The organism is Bartonella vinsonii subsp. vinsonii, from assembly GCF_902825235.1.
GTDB classification, from domain to species: domain Bacteria; phylum Pseudomonadota; class Alphaproteobacteria; order Rhizobiales; family Rhizobiaceae; genus Bartonella; species Bartonella vinsonii.
Window position 1 is genome coordinate 52543 of the sequence record NZ_CADEAJ010000004.1, and the last position, 20489, is coordinate 73031.

A 20489-nucleotide genomic window follows, 5' to 3' on the forward strand; every position below is an offset into this window, starting at 1 on the left:
AGGGATCTTTTGTATTTTGTAGAGTTTTTTCTATATTATCACGCGTGTGGTACAGACCGTTTTCTACCAGCAGTAATAGCGGCAACCAGTTCAGGAAGGTCAGAGAATGTTTTTTGTTGAAAATTGAGCGTTTTCATCATTTCATTTGTTGTAATAGGTTGAAAAGCGCCTTGAAAGCCAAGTTTTTTTGCTTCATTGATGCGTTGTGCTGAATGTGCAACAGCGCGAGTAGCTCCTGAAAGGCTAATTTCACCAAAATAGACATAATCCGTTGGAAGAGGAATGTTTGCGAGAGAAGAAACCAAAGCTGCTGCAACGGCTAAATCAGCTGCTGGCTCTGTTATGCGATATCCACCTGCAACGTTAAGATAGACATCATGTTGTCCAAAGCGAACACCGCAATGAGCCTCTAGAACAGCAAGAATCATTGAAAGGCGATTTCCATCCCATCCCACAACAGCTCGTCGTGGTGTTCCAAGGGAAGAGGGAGCAACAAGCGCTTGAATTTCTACTAATATGGGGCGTGTTCCTTCCATTCCTGCAAAAACAGCCGCACCTGGTGCCTTTTCATTTCGTTCACCTAAAAAAAGTTCAGATGGATTAATAACTTCTCGTAATCCCTTATCAGACATTTCAAAAACACCAATTTCATCAGTTGGTCCGAAGCGGTTTTTTACAGTTCTAAGGATTCGATAATGATGTCCGCCTTCACCTTCAAAATAAAGAACAGCATCAACCATATGTTCAACAACACGGGGACCAGCAATTTGTCCATCTTTTGTAACATGTCCGACAAGAACGACAGCTGCTCCTGTTTTTTTTGCAAAACGGATCATTGCTTGAGCCCCGATGCGCACTTGTGTGACAGTTCCTGGTGATGAATCGGCTGTATCTGACCATAGGGTTTGAATGGAATCAATAATAACCAGATCAAGGTTTTTATGCTCATTTAAGGTGGCAAGAATATCTTCAACATTTGTTTCAGCAGCGAGTTTTACCTCTGTATTTGCTGCACCAAGCCTTTGAGCACGTAAACAGATTTGCGCAACTGCTTCTTCGCCTGAAACATAGATAACATTATGTCCTTTTCGCGATAAAGCAGCTGCTGTTTGCGTAAGTAATGTTGATTTTCCAATACCTGGGTCTCCACCGACAAGTAATGCTGATCCACGGACAAAGCCCCCACCGGTAACACGATCAAGCTCAGCAATGCCAGAATGGATCCGTGGAGCATCTTTAAGGTCTCCAGAAAGAGATGTGAGTGCGACAATACGTCCTTTACGGACATTTTGTGTAGGACCACTGCCAATGCCACTATTTTCATTTTCTTCGATAAGAGAATTCCATTCTCCACAAGAACTACATTTGCCAGCCCAACGTGAATGGATGGTTCCACAATTTTGGCAAATAAATTGAATGCGGCTGCGTGCCATGGTGATTTACCCAATTTGTTCTGGAAGATAATCACTGTCTGCTAGATCGCTAAAACGTGTGAAATCAGACTGAAAAGCAAGATGAACAGTTCCTGTTGGTCCATGGCGTTGTTTTGCAACAATAACGTCAGCTTTCCCAAAAGCTTTGTCCATTGTATTTTGCCATTTTTCATGTTCAAGAGTGCCTATCTTTGGTTCTTCATTTTTGAGATAATATTCTTCACGATAGACAAAAAGCACGATGTCGGCATCTTGCTCAATAGAACCAGATTCACGTAAATCTGAGAGTTGTGGGCGTTTATCTGCTCGGTTTTCAACTTGGCGCGAAAGCTGCGAAAGAGCAATGATAGGAATATTCAGTTCTTTCGCTAATGCTTTTAATCCTGTGGTGATTTCTGTAATTTCCTGAACACGATTTTCAGATGAACGTCTTGAATTGCTTGTCATGAGCTGGATATAGTCAATAATTAAAACATCCAAACCATGTTGCCTTTTGAGACGACGTGCACGGGCAGCCAGTTGCGTGATTGATATACCACCCGTTTGATCTATATAAAGTGGTGCTTTTTGTAAGCGATTCATTGCACGAATAATTTTTGCAAATTGTTCTTCTGAGATATTTCCACGGCGGATATCAGAAGAAGAAACCTCTGTTTGTTCGGAAATAATACGTGTTGCAAGCTGTTCTGATGACATTTCAAGTGAGAAAAATCCAACAATACCACCCTCATTTTCTTGTGTTTTAGAATCACGATTACAAGCATTGGCAATATTAAAAGCAATATTGGTAGCAAGTGAAGTTTTCCCCATGCCAGGGCGTCCAGCAAGAATAATGAGGTCAGATGCTTGTAACCCTCCCATTTTTTCATCAAGTGTTTTAATATGTGTAGCTATCCCTGATAACTGTGAAGAACGCTTTTTGGCAGCATTTGCCATATCGATAGCTTTTTTGACAGCTTCATTGAAATTTTCAAATCCTCCTCCATATTTTCCCTTTTCTGCCAATTCAAACAAATGCTGTTCAACAGTTTCAATTTGTTTGGATGGCGTAAGTTCTATAGGAGCATCAAAAGCTGTATTGACAACTTGAGTTCCAAGATTAATTAAGGATCGTCGGATAAAAAGATCATAGATGACTCGTCCATAATCTTCGGTATTAATAATTGTTACTGCTTCTTTTGCTAAACGAACAACGTAAGTGTATACATTGATGTCTCCAATTTTTTCATCAGCTGGAATAAAAGGCTTGATAGTAACCGGATCTGCAACTTTTCCTTTTTCAATAAGGTGAGATAAAACAGCATAGATTTTTTGATGCAATGGTTCAAAAAAATGATCTGGTTTTAAAAAATCTGCAACACGATCATGAGCATCATTATTAATGAGAAGCGCACCAAGCAACGCTTGTTCAGCTTCAATATTATGCGGAAGTTGCTGGAAAGAAGGGGAATCTTCTTTTTGTGAAGAGCTAAAATTAACGACGCTTGTTTCTTCCATAACAGTTTTTTCCACTCAAATTTCGCGTTTAGCTACTTTAGAAAATCGATCGAACGTTGTACCTAAAAGGAATAGAGGACCAAATCTTCATTTTAAGTTAAAACCACACTTTTAATTTTTGAGGTTCTCGTTGATTTCTAGTTTATCATCTGTGTATAGTTTATATACAAGTTATTCCTTTATATTTTATTTTAAATAAAAAAATTTTCCAAATTGCACTTTTGGTGTTCTAAAAAGCACGATGCACTATCTTCAGTGTTTTGATGTGATGAGATGCTAGATTCTTAATATTGTTGTGAGTAAAATTACTTTATTATAATTTGAATGATTTCAAATGAGATGGGAGATGTAATCAATTTCCCCCTTTATGCGAAGTGTACTCTTTTGAAGAGCAGAGGCTTAAAAAATTGTTTTTATTTTAATAAAACAACATATGGGAATGTTTTTTCTAACTGTGTTTCTAAACTGTGTGATTTCCTTTACACACTACGCTGAAAACGGTCTTTCCATAAGAATTCAGTTTTTACGACAACACAATGGAGCATTTAGCCTAAAAGGCTAAATGCTCCATAATATATCAATGTTGTTAAACGACGGAAAAAGAAAAAATGCAAGATAGAGAGTAAAAATAGCTCTTAAGCTTCTTTATCAGTACTGTTTGCATCATTATCGTTCATTCCTTCTGCTGATGATTCTTCCTGATTTTCTTCTAATGATTCTCTTTGAATATCATAGATTGCTTCAGCAGAGGTTAGAGTTTCACCTTCTGCTTGGCGTTGTGCTTCACTGGCTGAACGCGCAACATTAATGATCACAGAAATTTGAACTTCAGGATGTAAGCTCAGGGTGATGGTATGAAGACCAATTGTTTTTATTGGATGATTCAACTCAATCTGATTGCGTCCAATAGAAAAGCCTTCATTTGTTATGATTTCAGAAATATCACGTGTTGATACAGATCCATAAAGTTGCCCTGTTTCACCAGCTGAACGAACAACAATAAACGATTGACTATCAAGTTTTTCAGCAATTTTTTGGGCTTCGCTTTTGCGTTCAAGATTACGCGCTTCGAGTTGTGCACGTTGTATTTCAAAATGTTTTTTATTCGTTTCATTAGCGCGTAAAGCTTTGCCTTGAGGTAAGAGGAAGTTACGTGCATAACCATCTTTAACAGAGACAATATCACCCATTTGACCAAGACGAGGAATACGCTCAAGTAGAATAATATCCATAGTTTTTCCTTTCGAACAAATAAATTTAGTGAAGTTTTTTGCGTGATTGAAGACTGTATTGAATAGCCGCCCAAATACCCATCAAAAGCATCATGAAAGAAATAGGTGGAGCAAAAATGACGGTTAAAATAGCAATATAAACAAGAGAGAGTATAATAGCGCGACCATTGATCCCTTTTGTAATATTGTGGAGATACGCTAAGCCACTGATTGATATAACGACAGTATATGCAGAGCTAAAGGTACGCGTGCCCAAATCAATAGGAGCACTCAATTCAATCATTGATGCTATGCAAACAACAATGAAAATAATGATTCCAGAAAGAGGAAGACGGAGAGTTTTACTCCAATCATCACGAGGTCTTTTCAGCCACTTCATATGTTGAGCTGTTATTATCGAAAAATAAAGATTACCAATAAGAAAAATCAAGCTATAAATTGTTAGAGCAATAGCTGTAAAAGTTGCAGCATGGGTCGTTAAAAGCTCACTAAAAGCAAGTATATCAGCTTCTTTTAATGATTGCGCCTTTTGCATAGCTTGTACGACATTTTCAGTAACTTTTTTTGCAATGAAGGGGGGGGATGGACAGGTTTGGATATAGAGCCCGATGAAGGTTGCTATAAGAGCGATAAAATTGGTTAAATGAAAAATAACCGATGATAATGGATACCATATCAGTGTGTTTTCTTTTTGCGCTGATCGTGCAAGCCCAAGAAGCCAAGAAGCGTAGACAGCAGGAAGGAAGAATAAGAGCATAAAGCCAAGAGCAGTATAGATATTAGTGGTTATGATAAGAACAACAGTAGCACTTATAAGGGCGATGAGGCTAGCTAATGTTCCTTGTCCAAACGCAACAATAAAAATTGGGAATGAAAGAAAGCAGCCAAGAAGAAAAGAAAAATAGGGTGCGACAGTTGCGACGCTAATGATTGCCATTCCTATTACAACAGCAAACAAGCCCGCTAAAACACCGGTCATCATCTTATGAATATGAAAGTTTTTCATTTGTCGCTGTCCTGCCTTCACTGCAGTTAGGGGCATCCCAATGCCTCAACTTTTAATATTTATCCGTATAGTCCGCAATCAGTTGTTTTTCTGAAGCATACAAGAAAAGCAACTGGGGAGTTTCCCCAGTTACAGAGTGGACTAGTAGCTTACCTTATAACATAGGGAAGTAAGCCTAGGAAACGAGCACGCTTGATGGCATTAGCCAATTCACGCTGTTTTTTCTGACTGACGGCTGTAATTCGTGAAGGAACGATTTTCCCACGTTCCGAAATATAGCGCTGCAACAGTTTGATATCTTTATAATCAATTCTAGGGGCATTAGCACCTGAAAAGGGACATGTCTTGCGACGACGATGAAAGGGACGGCGTGCTGTAGTTTGATTCATATCAGTCATCATTCTACTCCTTCCATGACATCTTCACGTTGACGGCGCACAGAGCGAGGACGCTCTTCATCATGACCATTACGATCAATGCGTGAGAGCATAGCAGACTTCTCTTTTTCATGTTTTTCTACGCGAATAGTCATGTAACGCAAAATATCTTCATTAATTCGCATTTGACGTTCAACTTCAGCAATTGCTGCAGCGGGTGCATCGATATTAACCAATACATAATAGGCTTTACGATTTTTGCGAATACGATAAGCGAGGGGACGAAGACCCCAATTTTCTAAACGCCCAACTTTTCCACCGTGTGCTTCAATGACACCTTTGTAGACACTCAAAAGTTCATCAATTTGTTGCGGTGCAATGTCCTGCCGGGCAAGGAACATATGTTCATAAAGAGCCATTGCTTTGCCTTTCTTCAATTAAATTTTACCGGTTTTAGCGCAAAGCCTCTGCGACTTGTCTTTTTTGGAAATCCAAAGAAGAAAGGACGCGTTTACAATTCGAGACATTCGAGAGCGGAGACACAGGAGGTCGGAAACATTGCGCTTCCTACTGGTTATTTTCCAGTCCTCCGTTCAACCTCCAGCCAAAGTGCCGGTAACGAAAGTTTGATATCTACAGCTTATCTTTAAAAATAGCAAGTTTATGCGTATAAAAAATTGATTTATTGAATCTTGACCTATTCTTTATAGGTTTCATTCTTTTAAAAGATTATGATGCTGACAAGCTATAAACATGAAGGAAAAAAGAATGGGTTTTTTAAATCGAATTGATGTTGCACTTTTTGAAATGTTTGCTGGCAGTCATCAATCTTGGTCAGTTTTAGTTTTATTGGGTATTTTTTGTGCGAAGTTTTTGATTTATATTATTCCATTACATCTTTGTGCGTTATGGTTTTGCGGTGAAGAGAGAGAGAGACGCGTAACACTAAGTATTTGTGTGAGCATTTGTGCAGCTCTTTTTATAGGTTATCTTATTTCTCTTATTTATTTTCATCCACGTCCGTTTGTTGTGGGATTAACAACACCACTAATTAAGCATCGTGCAACCGCTTCTTTTCCGAGTAATCATGCTTTGACTCTTGCATCCTATATGGCGAATCTTTATTTTTATCGATACAAAGTTGCTTCCAAGTTTGCCGCGGTATTTTTATGTTTGATCTGTTGGGGGCGTATCTTTGTTGGTGTACATTATCCTTTTGATGTTTTAGCTGGCACACTTTTAGGCTGTCTTATTAGTTGGGCCGTTATTCACTTTATGGCCCCCTATTTTCCTAAGTTTTTATACCAAATTCCGCCATTAAAGTATAACTTTAAGAGAGATATCCGTTCAAAATAAAGACCTTTGTCTTGATTTGTGCTGATGAATAAGATCAAAAGCAGATAATTTAATCGCATAATTTAGGAGTTGAGGAATGGTGGCAGCTTTTATTTTTCCAGGACAGGGGAGCCAGCTTGTTGGTATGGGCAAAGCGCTCGCAGAGCAATTTGTTGCAGCTCGGATGGTTTTTGAAGAAGTTGATGATGCTTTAGATGAGAAATTATCAAATGTCATTTTTGAAGGGCCAGCAGATGTTTTGACGTTAACAGCAAATGCTCAACCAGCCTTAATGTGTGTATCTATAGCTATTATTCGTGTGATGGAACAATTGGGGCTTGAGATAGAATCAAAGATAAAATTTGTTGCAGGTCATTCTTTGGGAGAATATTCGGCTCTTTGTGCTGCTGGTACATTTAGTCTTCGTGATACAGCAAGGCTCTTGCGTATTCGTGGAAATGCCATGCAGGCTTCTGTTGCTGTTGGTGATGGCTCTATGGCAGCACTTATTGGATTGGATGAGCAAGATGTAGAAGAAATCTGTGAGACTGTTTCTGGAAAAGGAGTATGCCAGATTGCTAATGATAATGGGGGGGGACAAATTGTTATCTCAGGTGAAGCGAAAGCGGTTGAGACAGCGGTAGAGCTTGCATCAAAAAAAGGTGCTAAACGTGCACTTCTTCTTCCTGTTTCTGCGCCTTTCCATTCGTCCTTAATGCAACCTGCTGCTGAGGCCATGAAGAAAGCACTTTTGACTGTTAATAAAAAGGCTCCTATTGTTCCTCTCATTGCCAATGTTTCTGTTACACCAGAAAGTGATCCAGAGCGTATTGCTATGCTTCTTGTTGAACAAGTAACAGGGAGAGTGAGATGGCGTGAAACGATAGAGTGGATCAGTGCTCATGGGGTTGATACACTTTTTGAAGTTGGTTCTGGAAAAGTATTAACAGGTTTAACGCGTCGTATTAATAAGAATGTAAAGGCATTAACAATTGGAACAGCTGAGGAAATAGAAACAGCACTACAGATGCTTGGCGTTTAATCTATAAGGAGTCAAAAAATGTTTAAATTAACAGGTCGTAAAGCTCTTGTGACGGGAGCATCGGGAGGGATTGGTGAGGCAATAGCGCGTTGTTTTCATGCACAAGGGGCCATTGTTGGGCTTCATGGAACACGTGAAGACAAGCTTAAAGAAGTGGCTGCAGATCTGGAAAAAGATGTTTTTGTGTTTTCCGCTAATCTTTCTGAGCGTAAATCTATTAAGCAATTGGCTGAAGCAGCGGAAAGAGAAATGGGTGGTGTTGATATCCTCGTAAACAATGCAGGAATCACCCGAGATGGTCTTTTTATACGCATGCAGGATCAAGATTGGGATGATGTCTTAGCGGTCAATTTAACAGCTGCTTCTACTTTAACACGTGAATTAACACATTCTATGATGCGACGTCGCTATGGACGAGTTATTAACATAACATCTATTGTTGGTGTTGTTGGAAATCCTGGACAAACGAACTATTGTGCTGCAAAAGCAGGGTTAATAGGTTTTTCAAAAGCATTGGCACAAGAAATTGCTTCACGAAACATTACGGTCAATTGTATTGCTCCAGGATTCATTAAATCTGCAATGACCGATAAGCTTAATGAAAAGCAAAAGGAAACTATTATGGCTGCGATTCCAATGAAGCGTATGGGGAGTGGAGAAGAAATAGCTTCTGCTGCTGTTTATTTAGCAAGTGATGAAGCAGCATATGTGACTGGTCAGACACTACACGTCAATGGCGGGATGGCAATGATTTAAGTATTTTTTTCACATTGATTTATAAATTTTATTATTTTAGTAATATCAAACGAAGTAAGAAAATGTATTCTGTTTCCTTAATATAATCAGTTAATCAATTTATGTCGGAATGTCAGATTGGTTCATTTTGTAGGGGATATCCACAGGATGTTTTAAATTGTTGCTAAAATCTTGAGAGTAAATGCATCTATTGCTTGATTAGATGACGCGATATAGTTAACCCAATTATAGGAAAGTAATATAAATTCGAGGATTTCAACATGAGTGATACAGTAGAGCGCGTTAAGAAAATTATCGTGGAGCATCTTGGAGTTAATGCCGATAAGGTAGTAGAAAATGCGAGCTTTATCGATGATCTAGGAGCAGATAGCCTTGATACGGTTGAGCTCGTTATGGCTTTTGAAGAAGAATTTGGTGTGGAAATCCCAGATGAGGCTGCTGAAACGATTTTCACAGTTGGTGATGCAGTAAAGTTTATCAATAAAGCTTCTGCGTGATTATTGAAAGGCAAAAGCATTTTACGCTTTTGCCTTTATTCTTTAGAGCTATTTTAAGAAGTAAGCTTTGAGAGGTGAATCTCAATTCAAGGTTAGAAGTTATGAGACGTGTTGTTGTTACTGGTTTAGGATTGGTATCTCCATTAGCTGGTGATGTCGAATGGAGTTGGAGACGTCTTCTTGAAGGGAAAAGTGGTGTTCGACGCATTACTGAATTTGATGTGTCGGATTTGCCATGCCAAATTGCTGCTCGTATCCCCCTAGGGGATGGAACAGATGGTACCTATAATGCTGATTTGTATATGGATCCCAAGGAACAGCGTAAGGTCGATGCATTTATTGTTTATGCAATGGCTGCTGCTGACCAAGCACTTTCAGATGCTGAGTGGTTTCCTAAAAGTGATGAAGATCAGGTTTCTACGGGTGTATTAATTGGTTCGGGTATTGGTGGTATCGAAGGTATTGTCGAGGCCGGTTATACACTTCGTGATAAAGGTCCAAGGCGTGTTTCTCCTTTTTTTATTCCAGGGCGTTTGATTAATCTTGCTTCTGGTTATGTCTCTATTAAACACGGTTTGCGTGGTCCTAATCATTCGGTTGTGACAGCTTGTTCGACAGGTGCGCATGCAATTGGTGATGCGGCACGTTTGATTGCGTTGGGTGATGCCGATGTAATGGTGGCAGGGGGCACTGAATCTCCGATAAATCGAATCTCTCTTGCTGGTTTTTCTGCTTGTAGAGCTCTTTCTACTTGTCGTAATGATGATCCTGAACGCGCATCACGTCCTTATGATATTGATCGTGATGGTTTTGTGATGGGGGAGGGAGCTGCGATTGTTGTTCTCGAAGAGCTTGAACATGCAAAAAAACGGGGGGCACGTATTTATGCTGAGATTATTGGCTATGGTTTATCTGGCGATGCTTATCATATTACTGCTCCTTCAGAGAGTGGTGAAGGTGCACAGCGTAGTATGATGGCAGCTCTTAAGCGCGCACAAGTGGATGTAAGCGAGCTTGATTATATTAATGCGCATGGAACTTCAACGATGGCTGATACTATAGAGTTGGCAGCTGTTGAATGCGTTTTGGGGCATTATGCACCAAAAGTATCCATGTCATCAACAAAATCATCAGTGGGGCACTTACTTGGAGCAGCCGGAGCTGCTGAAGCTATTTTTTGTGTTTTAGCTATACGAGATAATATAGCTCCAGCGACACTTAATCTTGATAATCCATCTATTGAAACGAAAATTGACCTTGTCCCACATAAACCACGTGAACGGAAAATTGATACGATTCTTTCTAATTCTTTTGGGTTTGGTGGAACCAATGCGTCTTTAGTAATGCGCCGTTTTGAGAAATAATAAACACTTTATATTTGTTCTTCTGTTTCTGATTTTTCTATTTTATTATAAAATTTATAAAAGTTTTAGTGAGAAATGAGAATTATAGTACATAAAAGTTATTGAGGTTGATAATTATGTCCGATGTGAAAAATGGAAAACCATTCAAGGACGTAAATGATTCCTCTTCGAATCGTTTAATAGATAATCATATGTTCGCACAGAAGAGACGGAAGAAATCATTTATTGTACGCAATCCGTTGGTCATTCTCGGTCATTTTTTTCTCATGATGATTGTGATTGTTATTTTAAGCATCGGTATCCCTCTTTATATTGGGAAAAGTATTTTTGAAGGAAGGGGGACGACGGGGGAAGAGCAAGTTGTTCTTATCTCCCCAGGAACAGGAATTCGTGAGATTGCTTCACTGCTTGAAAAACGTGGTCTTATTCGGTCATCTGATGTTTTTGTTTATGGAGTTGGTTACCATCAAAAAACCACACATCTTAAAGCTGGTGAATATTTGATTCCAGCACATGCTTCGATGCAGGACATTATGGATATCCTTGTGAGAGGAAAATCTATTGAATATACGTTTACAGTGCCAGAAGGTTTGACGGTTCAACAAGTTTTTGATCGATTAGCTGTTCATGAAGTTTTGATTGGGGATCTTCCAAAAGTTTTGCCTCCAGAGGGTAGTTTGATGACGGATACAGTCCGTTTTATTCGAGGGACAACGCGTAAAGAAATTATAAACAGATTGCGTGAAGGACAAACAAAATTAATTCATGCTATATGGGCTACGCGCTCACCTGATTTGCCAATAAAATCCATAGATGAATTTGTTATATTGGCATCAATTGTTGAGAAAGAGACAGGAATTGCAGCAGAAAGACCGCAGGTTGCTGCTGTGTTTTATAACCGCCTTGCAAAACATATGCGTCTTCAATCTGATCCAACGGTAATTTATGGTCTCTTTGGTGGAAAAGGGATGCCATCCGGCCGTGCAATTTATCGTTCAGATCTTGAGAGGGAAACACCGTATAATACTTATAAAATTGACGGTTTGCCACCAACGGCTATTGCAAATCCAGGTCGCGATTCTTTGAAAGCGGTGGCACATCCACCCAGCAGTGATGTGCTCTATTTTGTAGCTGATGGTTCGGGAGGGCATGTTTTTTCTAGAACTTTAGAGGAACATAATATGAATGTTCGCAAGTGGCGTGCATTAAAGAAGGCAAAACATTAGCTTTTGAAGAGTATAGAAAACGTATTATGGACGTTTAAAGAACAGTTGAAAAAGTAGAGCAGTATGACGAAGTTCTTTGAGAATAAATTAAGGGCGAGAAAAAGAGATCACCGCCGTGGTTTTTTATTTATTCTCTCTTCACCTTCAGGAGCGGGCAAATCAACTCTTTCTCGATTGCTTTTGAAAGATGGACAGTTAGAACTCTCCATAAGTATGACAACACGTCAAAGACGTCCTAGTGAGGTAGATGGCCTTCATTATCATTTTATTTCAAAGAAAGAGTTTGAACGCAAGCGTGATAGTGATGAATTTATTGAATGGGCAGAAGTTCATGGGAATTATTACGGAACTTTACGTGAAAGCGTTGAAAACGTATTGAGTGCTGGTCGCGACATGTTATTCGATATTGATTATCAAGGGACCGAACAGCTTCAAAAAAAAATGCCAGAGGATACCGTATCTGTTTTCATTCTTCCACCATCAATGAAGGAGCTCACTTCGCGTTTGCATCGTCGAGCAGAAGATAACCAAGATGTTATCAATTTACGATTGAGGAATGCACGAACAGAAATGCAACATTGGCGTTCTTACGATTATGTTGTCATTAATGAAGATTTAGAGCAGTCCCTATCGCTTATTAAATCGATTTATTTAGCCGAAACAGTAAAACGCGAACGCTGCTCCTTTCTTGAATCTTTTATTGATGGGCTTATTGCTGAAGAGATGAATGAATGATCTCATTATTTTGAAAAAGAATAATGAAAAAGTTATGCTTTTTAGATCATCAAATTGGCTAAAGTCACAAATTCAGAAATTGAAAGCGTTTCTGCGCGACGTGTTCCATCAATTCCTGCTTTCTCTAAAAGTATTTCACCCCCGAGAGGTTTAAGGTTTTGACGAAGCATTTTTCGTCTTTGTCCAAAAGCCGTTTTTGTAACAAAGCTTAATTTTTGTGCGGAGCAGGTGAGAGGTTCTGTTCGCGGAATGATATGAACAACAGAAGAAATTATTTTTGGTGCTGGTATGAAGGCTTGAGGAGGTACATCAAAAGCAATTTTAGCCATAGTACGCCATCCGGTTAAAACACTGAGGCGACCATAGTGGGCGGATTGAGGTTTTGCTGTAATACGTTTGGCAACTTCTCGTTGAAACATGAGTGTCATGGATTCATAAAAAGGAGGCCATGGTTCAGCTAACAGCCAATTTAATAAGAGTTGTGTTCCAATATTATAGGGGAGATTTGCAATAATGCGTGGTTTTTCTAAAGATTTTTCAAAAAGCTTTGAGAAATCTTGCTTTAATGCATCATTACAAATAAGGTTTAATTTTTGCGGATAGTGTTTTTTTATCTCTAAGAGAGCAGGTAGAAAGCGTTCATCACGCTCTATTGCTGTTACAATAGCGCCTTTTGCAAGCAAGGCACGGGTCAGACCTCCAGGACCAGGCCCCACTTCAATAATAGGTTTTCCTTCTATATTTCCTGCTTGATGAGCAATTTTAGATGTTAAATTAAGATCGAAAAGAAAATTTTGGCCCAAGGATTTATGAGCTTGCAATCCATATATATCAATTACCTCACGCAGAGGAGGTAGATTATCTATTGGCATGGTATCAAACTATTTTCTGCAAGTTGATTTGCGAGTTTAAGAGCAGCAATAAAACTTTCGGGAGAGGCAATTCCTTTATCAGCAATATCAAAAGCAGTTCCATGATCTGGAGAAGTGCGAATGAAAGGCAGTCCTAAAGTAATATTGACCGTAGTATCAAAGTCTAATGTCTTAACAGGGATAAGGGCTTGATCATGATACATACAAAGAGCAACATCATATGTTTTTCTTGCACTTTCATGGAACATTGTATCAGCAGGCAATGGACCTACAATATTAAGTCCTTTCTCTTTAAGAAATTCAATAGCAGGAGTGATAATTTCAATATCTTCTTTTCCCATTGTACCTTCTTCTCCAGCGTGAGGATTAAGTCCAGCAACAGCGAGACGGGGTGAAGTTATTTTAAATCGTGTTCTTAAATCATGTTCAGTAATAAGTGCTGTTTGAATAATGACATGACGAGAAAGCTGTGAGGGAACTTCCTTGAAGGGAACGTGAACAGTAATTGGTACTGTTTTTAATCGAGGTCCTGATAACATCATAACCGGATGATAACGGTTATTAGAAGTTTTATGCGCTAAATCGGCTAAAAATTCTGTATGACCTAGAAATTTAAATCCAGCCTTATAAAGGTTCTTCTTTGCAATAGGACAAGTAACGAGCGCGCACGCATGGCCACTTTGAACCAATTGGACACCACGTTTAATCGCTTCAATGATTCCAGCAGCATTATTTGGTAAAGGTAAGCCAAGTTGAGTACTTTGTCGGTTTTTTAACGGTATAATGGGAAGAGCAGTTTGGAAGTTTTGGGTAGGATTATTTGTTGAAACAGATTCTATCTCAACATCGATCTTTAAAAAATGAGCACGTGAACGAATAACGTCTGGATCAGCAAGCATAACAAAAGGTGGAACTTGACGCGTAACACGCAAAGCCCACGCTTTGAGTGCTATTTCAGGACCAATACCGGCAGGATCACCACCACTAACAACAAGTGCAGCCATTATGAGCTTTGAATACGCGCTACTTTCCGCAATTCTTCCAAATATTTTTCGCTTAATTTTTCAAGTTCTTGCGGGCTTTTTTGCTTATTATCTTGAATAGAAAATATCAGGCGGGCTACGTAATCATCGGAAACTCTTTTTATTTTGCAGACAGCAACCGCTTCAATTCCGTCAGGTGTTTCCTGAAATTTGGTCATTTTCCCGACAGGTGTTGCAAGGATAGCCTTTTCCCACCCGTTGGGAAGTTGGGGTTCGAGAAACTTTCCTAAGTTGCGAATAGTAACATCCAAGATACCACTCGCTTGTTTTTGAGCGTTCGTACATCCTTGGAAATGGGCGCGAAAATTATTCGCTTCTCTCTGGCGTCTTTCAAAGATTTCTGAACGGAGATGTGCGGGAATGACAAAAACAATTCGCTGTAGTGTATATTCATTGGTTGAAGGTTTTACACCACCATTTTTTAATATTCTACGTACAGCTTCTTGTTCCGTAATCAAGCTTGTTTCAGCTTGATAGCGTGCATTGACAAGACGGCCCCATCCTATTTGCCCACGGATGTAATCCTTAAAGTGTTGTACTGTGATATCATTTTGAGTCAGAATCTGGTTGAGCTGATCAATGGTCATATTATTTTGCGTTGCAAAGTTCTCAAAAGCACTCTCAACTTCATTATTACTCACTTCAATATTACGACGCTTTATTTCAATATTTTTAAGGACTTCATTGATAAGCTCATTTTTAGCTTGCACAGCAAGATTGCCCTGCTTTTGTTGCAACCTGAGAAAAGCAACGCGCCTTTGTATATCGTAATTTGTGATAGGATTGCCATTGACTGTAGCAACAATGACAGTCTGTGCGAAGACCGGAGGAATTAAAAATTCACTTATCAGCACACTGCCTGCACTCAAAGGTGCAATACAAAATAAAGCAAAAATACGCTTTTTCAATTTATTCATGGAAATAGGCCTTCGCATTGTTTATTAATTTTTATCAACAGCCTAAAATATACGCTTTCTTTCATAAAAACAATGATAAGTTAAATTTCCTCTACATTCTCTTTATAAATTGGGGTTTAGCTTATTTTCCAATATCTGCAATTGTGCGCAATGAAAGGGAGAAATTAAAGTTTTGCAAAGGTGTTTTTTTCCCTGGATCATTTATCTGCTGATAACCGAATGTTAGCCCGAAACATTCATCTGTATAACTTAAACTGATTCCCCGCTTTACGAATCTACCAGATACTAAATCATAACCGGCATTGCTGTTGATAGACCAATAGTTAGCCAGTTTAAGACCAGTTTGAAAAAAAATCTCTTGGCGCTCTTGTGGATATTCATAATCTGGTTGGTTTGCGATATAAACATATTGTATCGCCGCTCCAAAATTTTGCCATTTTTGTGATGCTTCAATTTCACTACGATGAATTTTTCCTGTTTTTTTATCAAAACGTCCACGGGCTTCTAGAGAAAAACCGCTTTTATGGTTTGCACCAAACATTGCTACATAGTCTGAACGTTTTGCTTCCAAGCTAGAATGAATGCCTACATTAACAAAATCCCTTTCCGCAAAAGAATTTTTTCCCGCAAGATGAAAGGATTGTCCAATAAGACCGTAAAGAGACCAATTATTATTAAAACTTCCAGAATATCTTAAACCTATATTGGCTCTTGTTCCACCTTCTACGCGATCATAACCAGAGAATTTATCGCGTTGAAAGAGGGTAGTCGCGTCAAAGATGAAACTTTGTGCATCTTCATTGGGGAGTTGTCCTATATATCGTTCATTATTGCGTACAAAAATTTGTGCGGTTGGTTCTATAATATGTGTAGAATTGCCCAATCTCATGAGGAGGGGATAGCGTAATTCTAAACCAGCTGTTGCCATGCCACGAAATGCTGAGTTACGAGGAGTTGGAGAGGAGCTATTTATCATAGGAAGAGTATCATTTTTGTGCGCATTTGTTGTAATGATATCAGCCCGTAAAGAGAGAAGAGGGGTTAAGATGAGCCCATTACGCGTTTTGAAGCGTCTTTTCCATTCGAGTTCATTTGTTAAACGAAAACTATTTCCCGCCATACCAGAAAGTCTAGTAGCGTTGAGAGGAGTTCCGTTCCAGTCGGTAGATCTGAAGTCAGTATGCCGACGATAAATTGATTGCATATTACTATGAAAGGTAAGTATTCCACTATAAATTGATTCATTTGGTGTGAAAGAATAATCAATGCGGGGGAGAACCCATGCTTGCCGAGAGTGTCGCTCATGATCGGGGTCATTTAAGAGCAAATCTTGAACGTTGAAATGGTAAAAACGCATATCAAAGTGGTTTTTTCCTGCAAGACCACTCAAATAAAGCTGAGAAAGTTGTGTAGGATTATTATAGTTCTCAAGTTTATAAGTACGACTAAAATGTCGATCAGACTGTGCGAGAATATCCCATCCATAGGTCCAGTGTGAATTAATATGAAAATCACCCTTTGTTGCTAGCATATAACGGTTTTTACGATGTGCATCAATTGTATCATTATCAAAGCTATGCGGTTTCATTTGGTATATATGTGCAAAGCGAATGTTATAATTGCCTGTTTTAAAACGTTGACGCCATTCACCTTCGGTTAAAAGCCCTTGTTGCGTATAGACAGTAGAAGAAAGTGTAAAATCATAATGGGGGGCAAGATTCCAGAAGTAAGAATTTTTTATGCCTATGCCGAGATAATCGCTATAAAAAAAATGAGGTGCAAGTAAACCGCTAGCACGTTTCACAGTTGGATCATGGAGTTCAAAAGTTGGAAACTGTAGAATTGGTACACCAAAAACTTCAAAACGACTCTTTTCAAATCGAATTTTTTTGGTACGATTATTCCATATGATTTTTCGTGCTTTAATCTTCCACAGCACTTCTCTATCTGGTTTGTAGGAGCAAGGTTCACAGGCTGTGTAGGAGGCATTGTTGAAGGTTGTTATTTGGTTGCTGTTTCGTGTAGCACTTTCTGCCACGAAATGGACATTGTTGGCTGTGTCAATACGTAATGCGTTTACGAATCCTTCACCGAAATCTTTAGTCATATCAATTTGGTTAGAATAAATTTTATTCCCATCTTTTTGAACAATTTCAACATTTCCTTGCGCTATAATCCGCCCTGTTTTTTGATTATAGGTGACTTTTTGGGCAACAATTTTATTGCCATCATATTCGATTCGGACATTACCTTGTGCAGAGACAGTATTTTCATCACGATTGTAAATAAGTTCTTCGGCAAAGAGCGAAAGAGGACTTATGGAATTCGAGATACGATTTTGAGCAAGAGAAGTAAGGTTTTTGGTGTATGCAAAACAGGATAAAGAGAGACCCAAAACAAAAACAAGAACGCTTTTAAAGGCAAGTACACTTAATTGTGTTAAAATCACTCTCTTATTTATTAATACTTTCACTTAGCCATCCTCTTTATGAAGAAGAAAAGAGATTCCCAAAAACAATGCAATAGCAACAGGTGTCCAAGCGGCAATAATGGGTGGAATATATCCAGCATTACCAAAAGCCTGAACGAGTACAGAAATAACATAAAGCATGAATCCGGCTGTTACGCCACCAAGAATCAACGTTCCAGATTGTCCAAAGCGTGTGAAGTTTAAAGATACAGTTGCTGCGATGAGAGTCATTGCCACAAGCAGCGCAGGCAATGCAATCAAAGATTGTAAATACATATCAAAATTATTGGCAGAGTAGCCAAATGAACGTGCAATCATAATTTTTTTTGGTAATTGGTAAAATGGGATAGTCGCGGGATTTATTAAACGTTCAGTTAAAAATTCGGGTTTTAGATTAGTTTTTATTTGAAATGCAGTAAAGTTTTCAGGAGGATGCCCTATTTTATAGATTGTCCCCTCTTTTAACAGCCAAGCACCGTTTGTCAATGTTGCCTTTTTAGCGTTAATCCAATTTTTGACCGTTGCATTATCGTTATATTGTACAAAGGTTGCATCAATAAGAGAAAGTCCTTGGTCAGTAATAGATTTAGCACCAATGGTTGTTTTGCCTGAATTTGTGCGTTGTGTAAACCATGGTATACGTGTGTCATGAAAAGATGTGAGTACATTGTTACTACGCCACTCAGTCATCATTTTTTCTGCTTGAGAAAATCCCCATGCGGCAAGTGGATTAATAAGCAGAATTGAAAATAATCCAAAAAGAAAAGCTCCCAAGCAAGCAGGCATAAGAAATTGCCATGCAGAAACACCAATTGAACGTGTCACAACAAGCTCAAGTTTTCTATTAAGTGAGATCAGCATCACCATTGCAGAAAAGAGTGCAATAAAGGGAACGAGCTGTTGCACAATAAAAGGGATGCGAAAAGCAGAGATAAGAAATGCATTTTTTGCCGTATAATGGGGAAGGTGAGATAGCCGACCGGAATTTTCTGTGAAGTCGATTAAAAAAGCAAGAATAAAAATACTCACAAAGAAATAACAGGTTGTTTTAAGATAACGTATAAAAAAATATCGCCCAAGTGTCCAGCCAATCATGATATTTTATCCGAGGGGTATAGAGATTTTCGATGTTTAAATTTGTTTACCAATTTTTGAAAAGCACTTTGAATAACCTCGTTAAGTTTTGTGGGGATACCAATTTGATGATTTGTTAAGAGCATGAAAAAAATAAGCATACTCATTCCTATGGGTGTAATATAAAGCAGAGGAATGTATGCAAGATCACTCTTTGCTTTTTCGGCGAAAAAATATCCTATCCAATACACCAATAAAGAAATGGTAATCGCAGAGAAGTTTGCAGAGTTACGTGCTTGTCGATATGAGCGTGTATCTCCTGCTGCTGCTAATGCAATGAGTGAAAAAACAATTGGATAGAGCCATTCTGTGAGTCTGCGATGAAATTCAGCTTTATAGTGGAGAGGTTTTCGTTGATAGTAGGGATCTTTCGGGTCAGGATTTCGTAAATAAGAAAGAGGACGGTCTTTTGGGTAAAGTGTGGGTGTTTTATCGTTGGGGATGAATTCACTTAAGTTAAAGGTATACGAGCTGAATTGAACGATTGAAACGCTCTTATTTTGATGATTGGTTCTTTCTATTTCACCATTATTGAGGACTAAAAAATGGCCATTTTTATTGCTTACAATTGACGCATCTGTTGCATAATAAAAAAGATCAGTTTTAAGATCACGCTGGTCGGCGATGAAAAGATGCTTAAGTGTTCCGTTTGGATTTCGTCCACCAATTTCTATGTAAAGGTTATTGGCAAGTTTTTGGAAGCTGCCTTCACTAATGAAAAGATTAATAAGATCAAAATGAGCATTTGCAAGCATTTGTCGCATATTAAGTCTAGCTTGGGGAACAATAAAATTGGCTATAGAAAAGGAAGTACAGGATGCAACAATTGCGAGGAGAAGAATGGGTTTCCAGACAGTATTTTTAGGAAAACCGGAGGCACTGATGATTGCGAGCTCTGAGTCTTGATTCATTGCTGAAAGGGTACTTGTAATCGCAATGACTAATGCAAAGGGAATGACAAGAAAAATAACAGAAGGGACCAATGAGAGTGAAAATTGCAAGACTGTGAGGAGGGTTTGTTTGCTTGTTGTGAGAAAGTTTATTCGTGCAAGAATCTGCACTGTCCAACTGATACTGACTGCTGCAATCATGACAGCACTGAACAGGACAAGAACTCGCTTCAGGATATATAACTCAATAATACGCATAAATTGAATAACATCCTCAGTCTTTAACAAGAGAGTAGAAGAGTAGATATGTACACTGTCTTTGGATGAAAAATATAACCAAATTAAAAAATATTTTTATATATCGCACACTTTCACAAAATAAAGAACATGAGGTCGTTAGCTAACTTCAATCTATTCTACTATATATTATATTCTATTTTTAACTATAGTCCATAGAGAAGCAAGAAAATAAACTCAAATATTTTTTTTATGAATTTAGGAAATGACGAGAGGTCTTTTTCTTGCTGTAAGATAGTTTAAAAAAGTAACATGCATAATCGAAACAAGAGGGATCGTTAGATTTTTAACTTTTTCTTTTTATATGAGAGGTGATAGAAGCTCCTTCAAAAAACGTTGACTTTATTTATAATTTATAAAGAGTGA

19 protein-coding genes are annotated in these 20489 nt (G+C 38.5%); 7 read left to right on the forward strand and 12 right to left on the reverse strand.

All coding sequences use genetic code 11. The features are described from left to right. Positions 1-38 precede the first annotated feature (38 nt). From radA to rpsF, 6 genes are all read right to left on the reverse strand, one after another. Positions 39-1433, reverse strand: coding sequence for a DNA repair protein RadA (gene radA / locus J7R12_RS04420; RefSeq protein WP_126603011.1), 1395 nt, complete (start codon positions 1431-1433; stop codon positions 39-41). 6 nt (positions 1434-1439) lie between these two features. After that, on the reverse strand, positions 1440-2930 hold the full coding sequence (locus J7R12_RS04425) for a replicative DNA helicase (protein WP_126603013.1): 1491 nt from the start codon (positions 2928-2930) through the stop codon (positions 1440-1442). Between the two features lie 635 nt (positions 2931-3565). Next, on the reverse strand, positions 3566-4162 hold the full coding sequence (rplI, locus tag J7R12_RS04430; RefSeq protein ID WP_126603015.1) for a 50S ribosomal protein L9: 597 nt from the start codon (positions 4160-4162) through the stop codon (positions 3566-3568). Positions 4163-4187: 25 nt separating this feature from the next. Beyond that, entirely contained in the window at positions 4188-5168 is a 981-nt protein-coding gene (locus J7R12_RS04435) for a DUF2232 domain-containing protein (RefSeq protein ID WP_126604026.1), read from the reverse strand. Between the two features lie 149 nt (positions 5169-5317). After that, positions 5318-5566, reverse strand: coding sequence for a 30S ribosomal protein S18 (rpsR, locus tag J7R12_RS04440; protein WP_126603017.1), 249 nt, complete (start codon positions 5564-5566; stop codon positions 5318-5320). Continuing rightward, positions 5566-5964, reverse strand: a complete 399-nt coding sequence (gene rpsF, locus J7R12_RS04445) for a 30S ribosomal protein S6 (RefSeq protein WP_126603019.1) — start codon at positions 5962-5964, stop codon at positions 5566-5568. The genes rpsR and rpsF overlap by 1 nt, the downstream gene beginning before the upstream one ends. Positions 5965-6313: 349 nt before the next feature. Here rpsF and J7R12_RS04450 point away from each other — a divergent pair, with 349 nt between their 5' ends. From J7R12_RS04450 to gmk, 7 genes are all read left to right on the forward strand, one after another. Continuing rightward, complete coding sequence (locus tag J7R12_RS04450) at positions 6314-6901, forward strand: undecaprenyl-diphosphatase (RefSeq protein WP_126603021.1); 588 nt, start codon at positions 6314-6316, stop codon at positions 6899-6901. A gap of 76 nt (positions 6902-6977) precedes the next feature. Next, the gene (gene fabD / locus J7R12_RS04455) at positions 6978-7922 is read left to right on the forward strand and encodes an ACP S-malonyltransferase (protein WP_126603023.1); all 945 of its coding nucleotides are present in this window, start codon (positions 6978-6980) and stop codon (positions 7920-7922) included. A gap of 18 nt (positions 7923-7940) precedes the next feature. Continuing rightward, complete coding sequence (gene fabG / locus J7R12_RS04460) at positions 7941-8678, forward strand: 3-oxoacyl-[acyl-carrier-protein] reductase (protein ID WP_126603025.1); 738 nt, start codon at positions 7941-7943, stop codon at positions 8676-8678. Positions 8679-8938: 260 nt separating this feature from the next. Then, positions 8939-9175, forward strand: a complete 237-nt coding sequence (locus J7R12_RS04465) for an acyl carrier protein (RefSeq protein ID WP_126603027.1) — start codon at positions 8939-8941, stop codon at positions 9173-9175. Between the two features lie 101 nt (positions 9176-9276). Continuing rightward, positions 9277-10539, forward strand: coding sequence for a beta-ketoacyl-ACP synthase II (fabF, locus tag J7R12_RS04470; protein ID WP_126603030.1), 1263 nt, complete (start codon positions 9277-9279; stop codon positions 10537-10539). Between the two features lie 116 nt (positions 10540-10655). Continuing rightward, positions 10656-11765, forward strand: a complete 1110-nt coding sequence (gene mltG, locus J7R12_RS04475) for an endolytic transglycosylase MltG (protein WP_126603032.1) — start codon at positions 10656-10658, stop codon at positions 11763-11765. 63 nt (positions 11766-11828) lie between these two features. After that, complete coding sequence (gene gmk / locus J7R12_RS04480; protein ID WP_126603034.1) at positions 11829-12500, forward strand: guanylate kinase; 672 nt, start codon at positions 11829-11831, stop codon at positions 12498-12500. Positions 12501-12541: 41 nt separating this feature from the next. Here the strand turns inward: gmk and rsmA are convergent, their stop codons facing one another. The 6 genes from rsmA to lptF all read right to left on the reverse strand — a co-directional run bounded on the left by rsmA (position 12542) and on the right by lptF (position 20084). Further along, positions 12542-13372 carry a 16S rRNA (adenine(1518)-N(6)/adenine(1519)-N(6))-dimethyltransferase RsmA gene (gene rsmA / locus J7R12_RS04485; RefSeq protein ID WP_126603036.1) on the reverse strand — a complete coding sequence of 277 codons (831 nt, stop codon included), beginning with the start codon at positions 13370-13372 and terminating at the stop codon, positions 12542-12544. Then, complete coding sequence (gene pdxA, locus J7R12_RS04490; protein WP_126603037.1) at positions 13363-14376, reverse strand: 4-hydroxythreonine-4-phosphate dehydrogenase PdxA; 1014 nt, start codon at positions 14374-14376, stop codon at positions 13363-13365. The genes rsmA and pdxA overlap by 10 nt, the downstream gene beginning before the upstream one ends. After that, the gene (locus J7R12_RS04495; protein ID WP_126603039.1) at positions 14376-15332 is read right to left on the reverse strand and encodes a SurA N-terminal domain-containing protein; all 957 of its coding nucleotides are present in this window, start codon (positions 15330-15332) and stop codon (positions 14376-14378) included. The genes pdxA and J7R12_RS04495 overlap by 1 nt, the downstream gene beginning before the upstream one ends. Positions 15333-15453: 121 nt before the next feature. Further along, entirely contained in the window at positions 15454-17805 is a 2352-nt protein-coding gene (locus J7R12_RS04500) for an LPS-assembly protein LptD (RefSeq protein ID WP_126603041.1), read from the reverse strand. Continuing rightward, positions 17806-18897, reverse strand: coding sequence for an LPS export ABC transporter permease LptG (gene lptG, locus J7R12_RS04505; protein WP_126603043.1), 1092 nt, complete (start codon positions 18895-18897; stop codon positions 17806-17808). Continuing rightward, positions 18894-20084: an LPS export ABC transporter permease LptF gene (gene lptF / locus J7R12_RS04510; protein ID WP_126603045.1), complete on the reverse strand. Its 1191-nt coding sequence runs from the start codon at positions 20082-20084 to the stop codon at positions 18894-18896. Before lptF ends, lptG begins: the two co-directional genes overlap by 4 nt. Between the last annotated feature and the right edge of the window lie 405 nt (positions 20085-20489).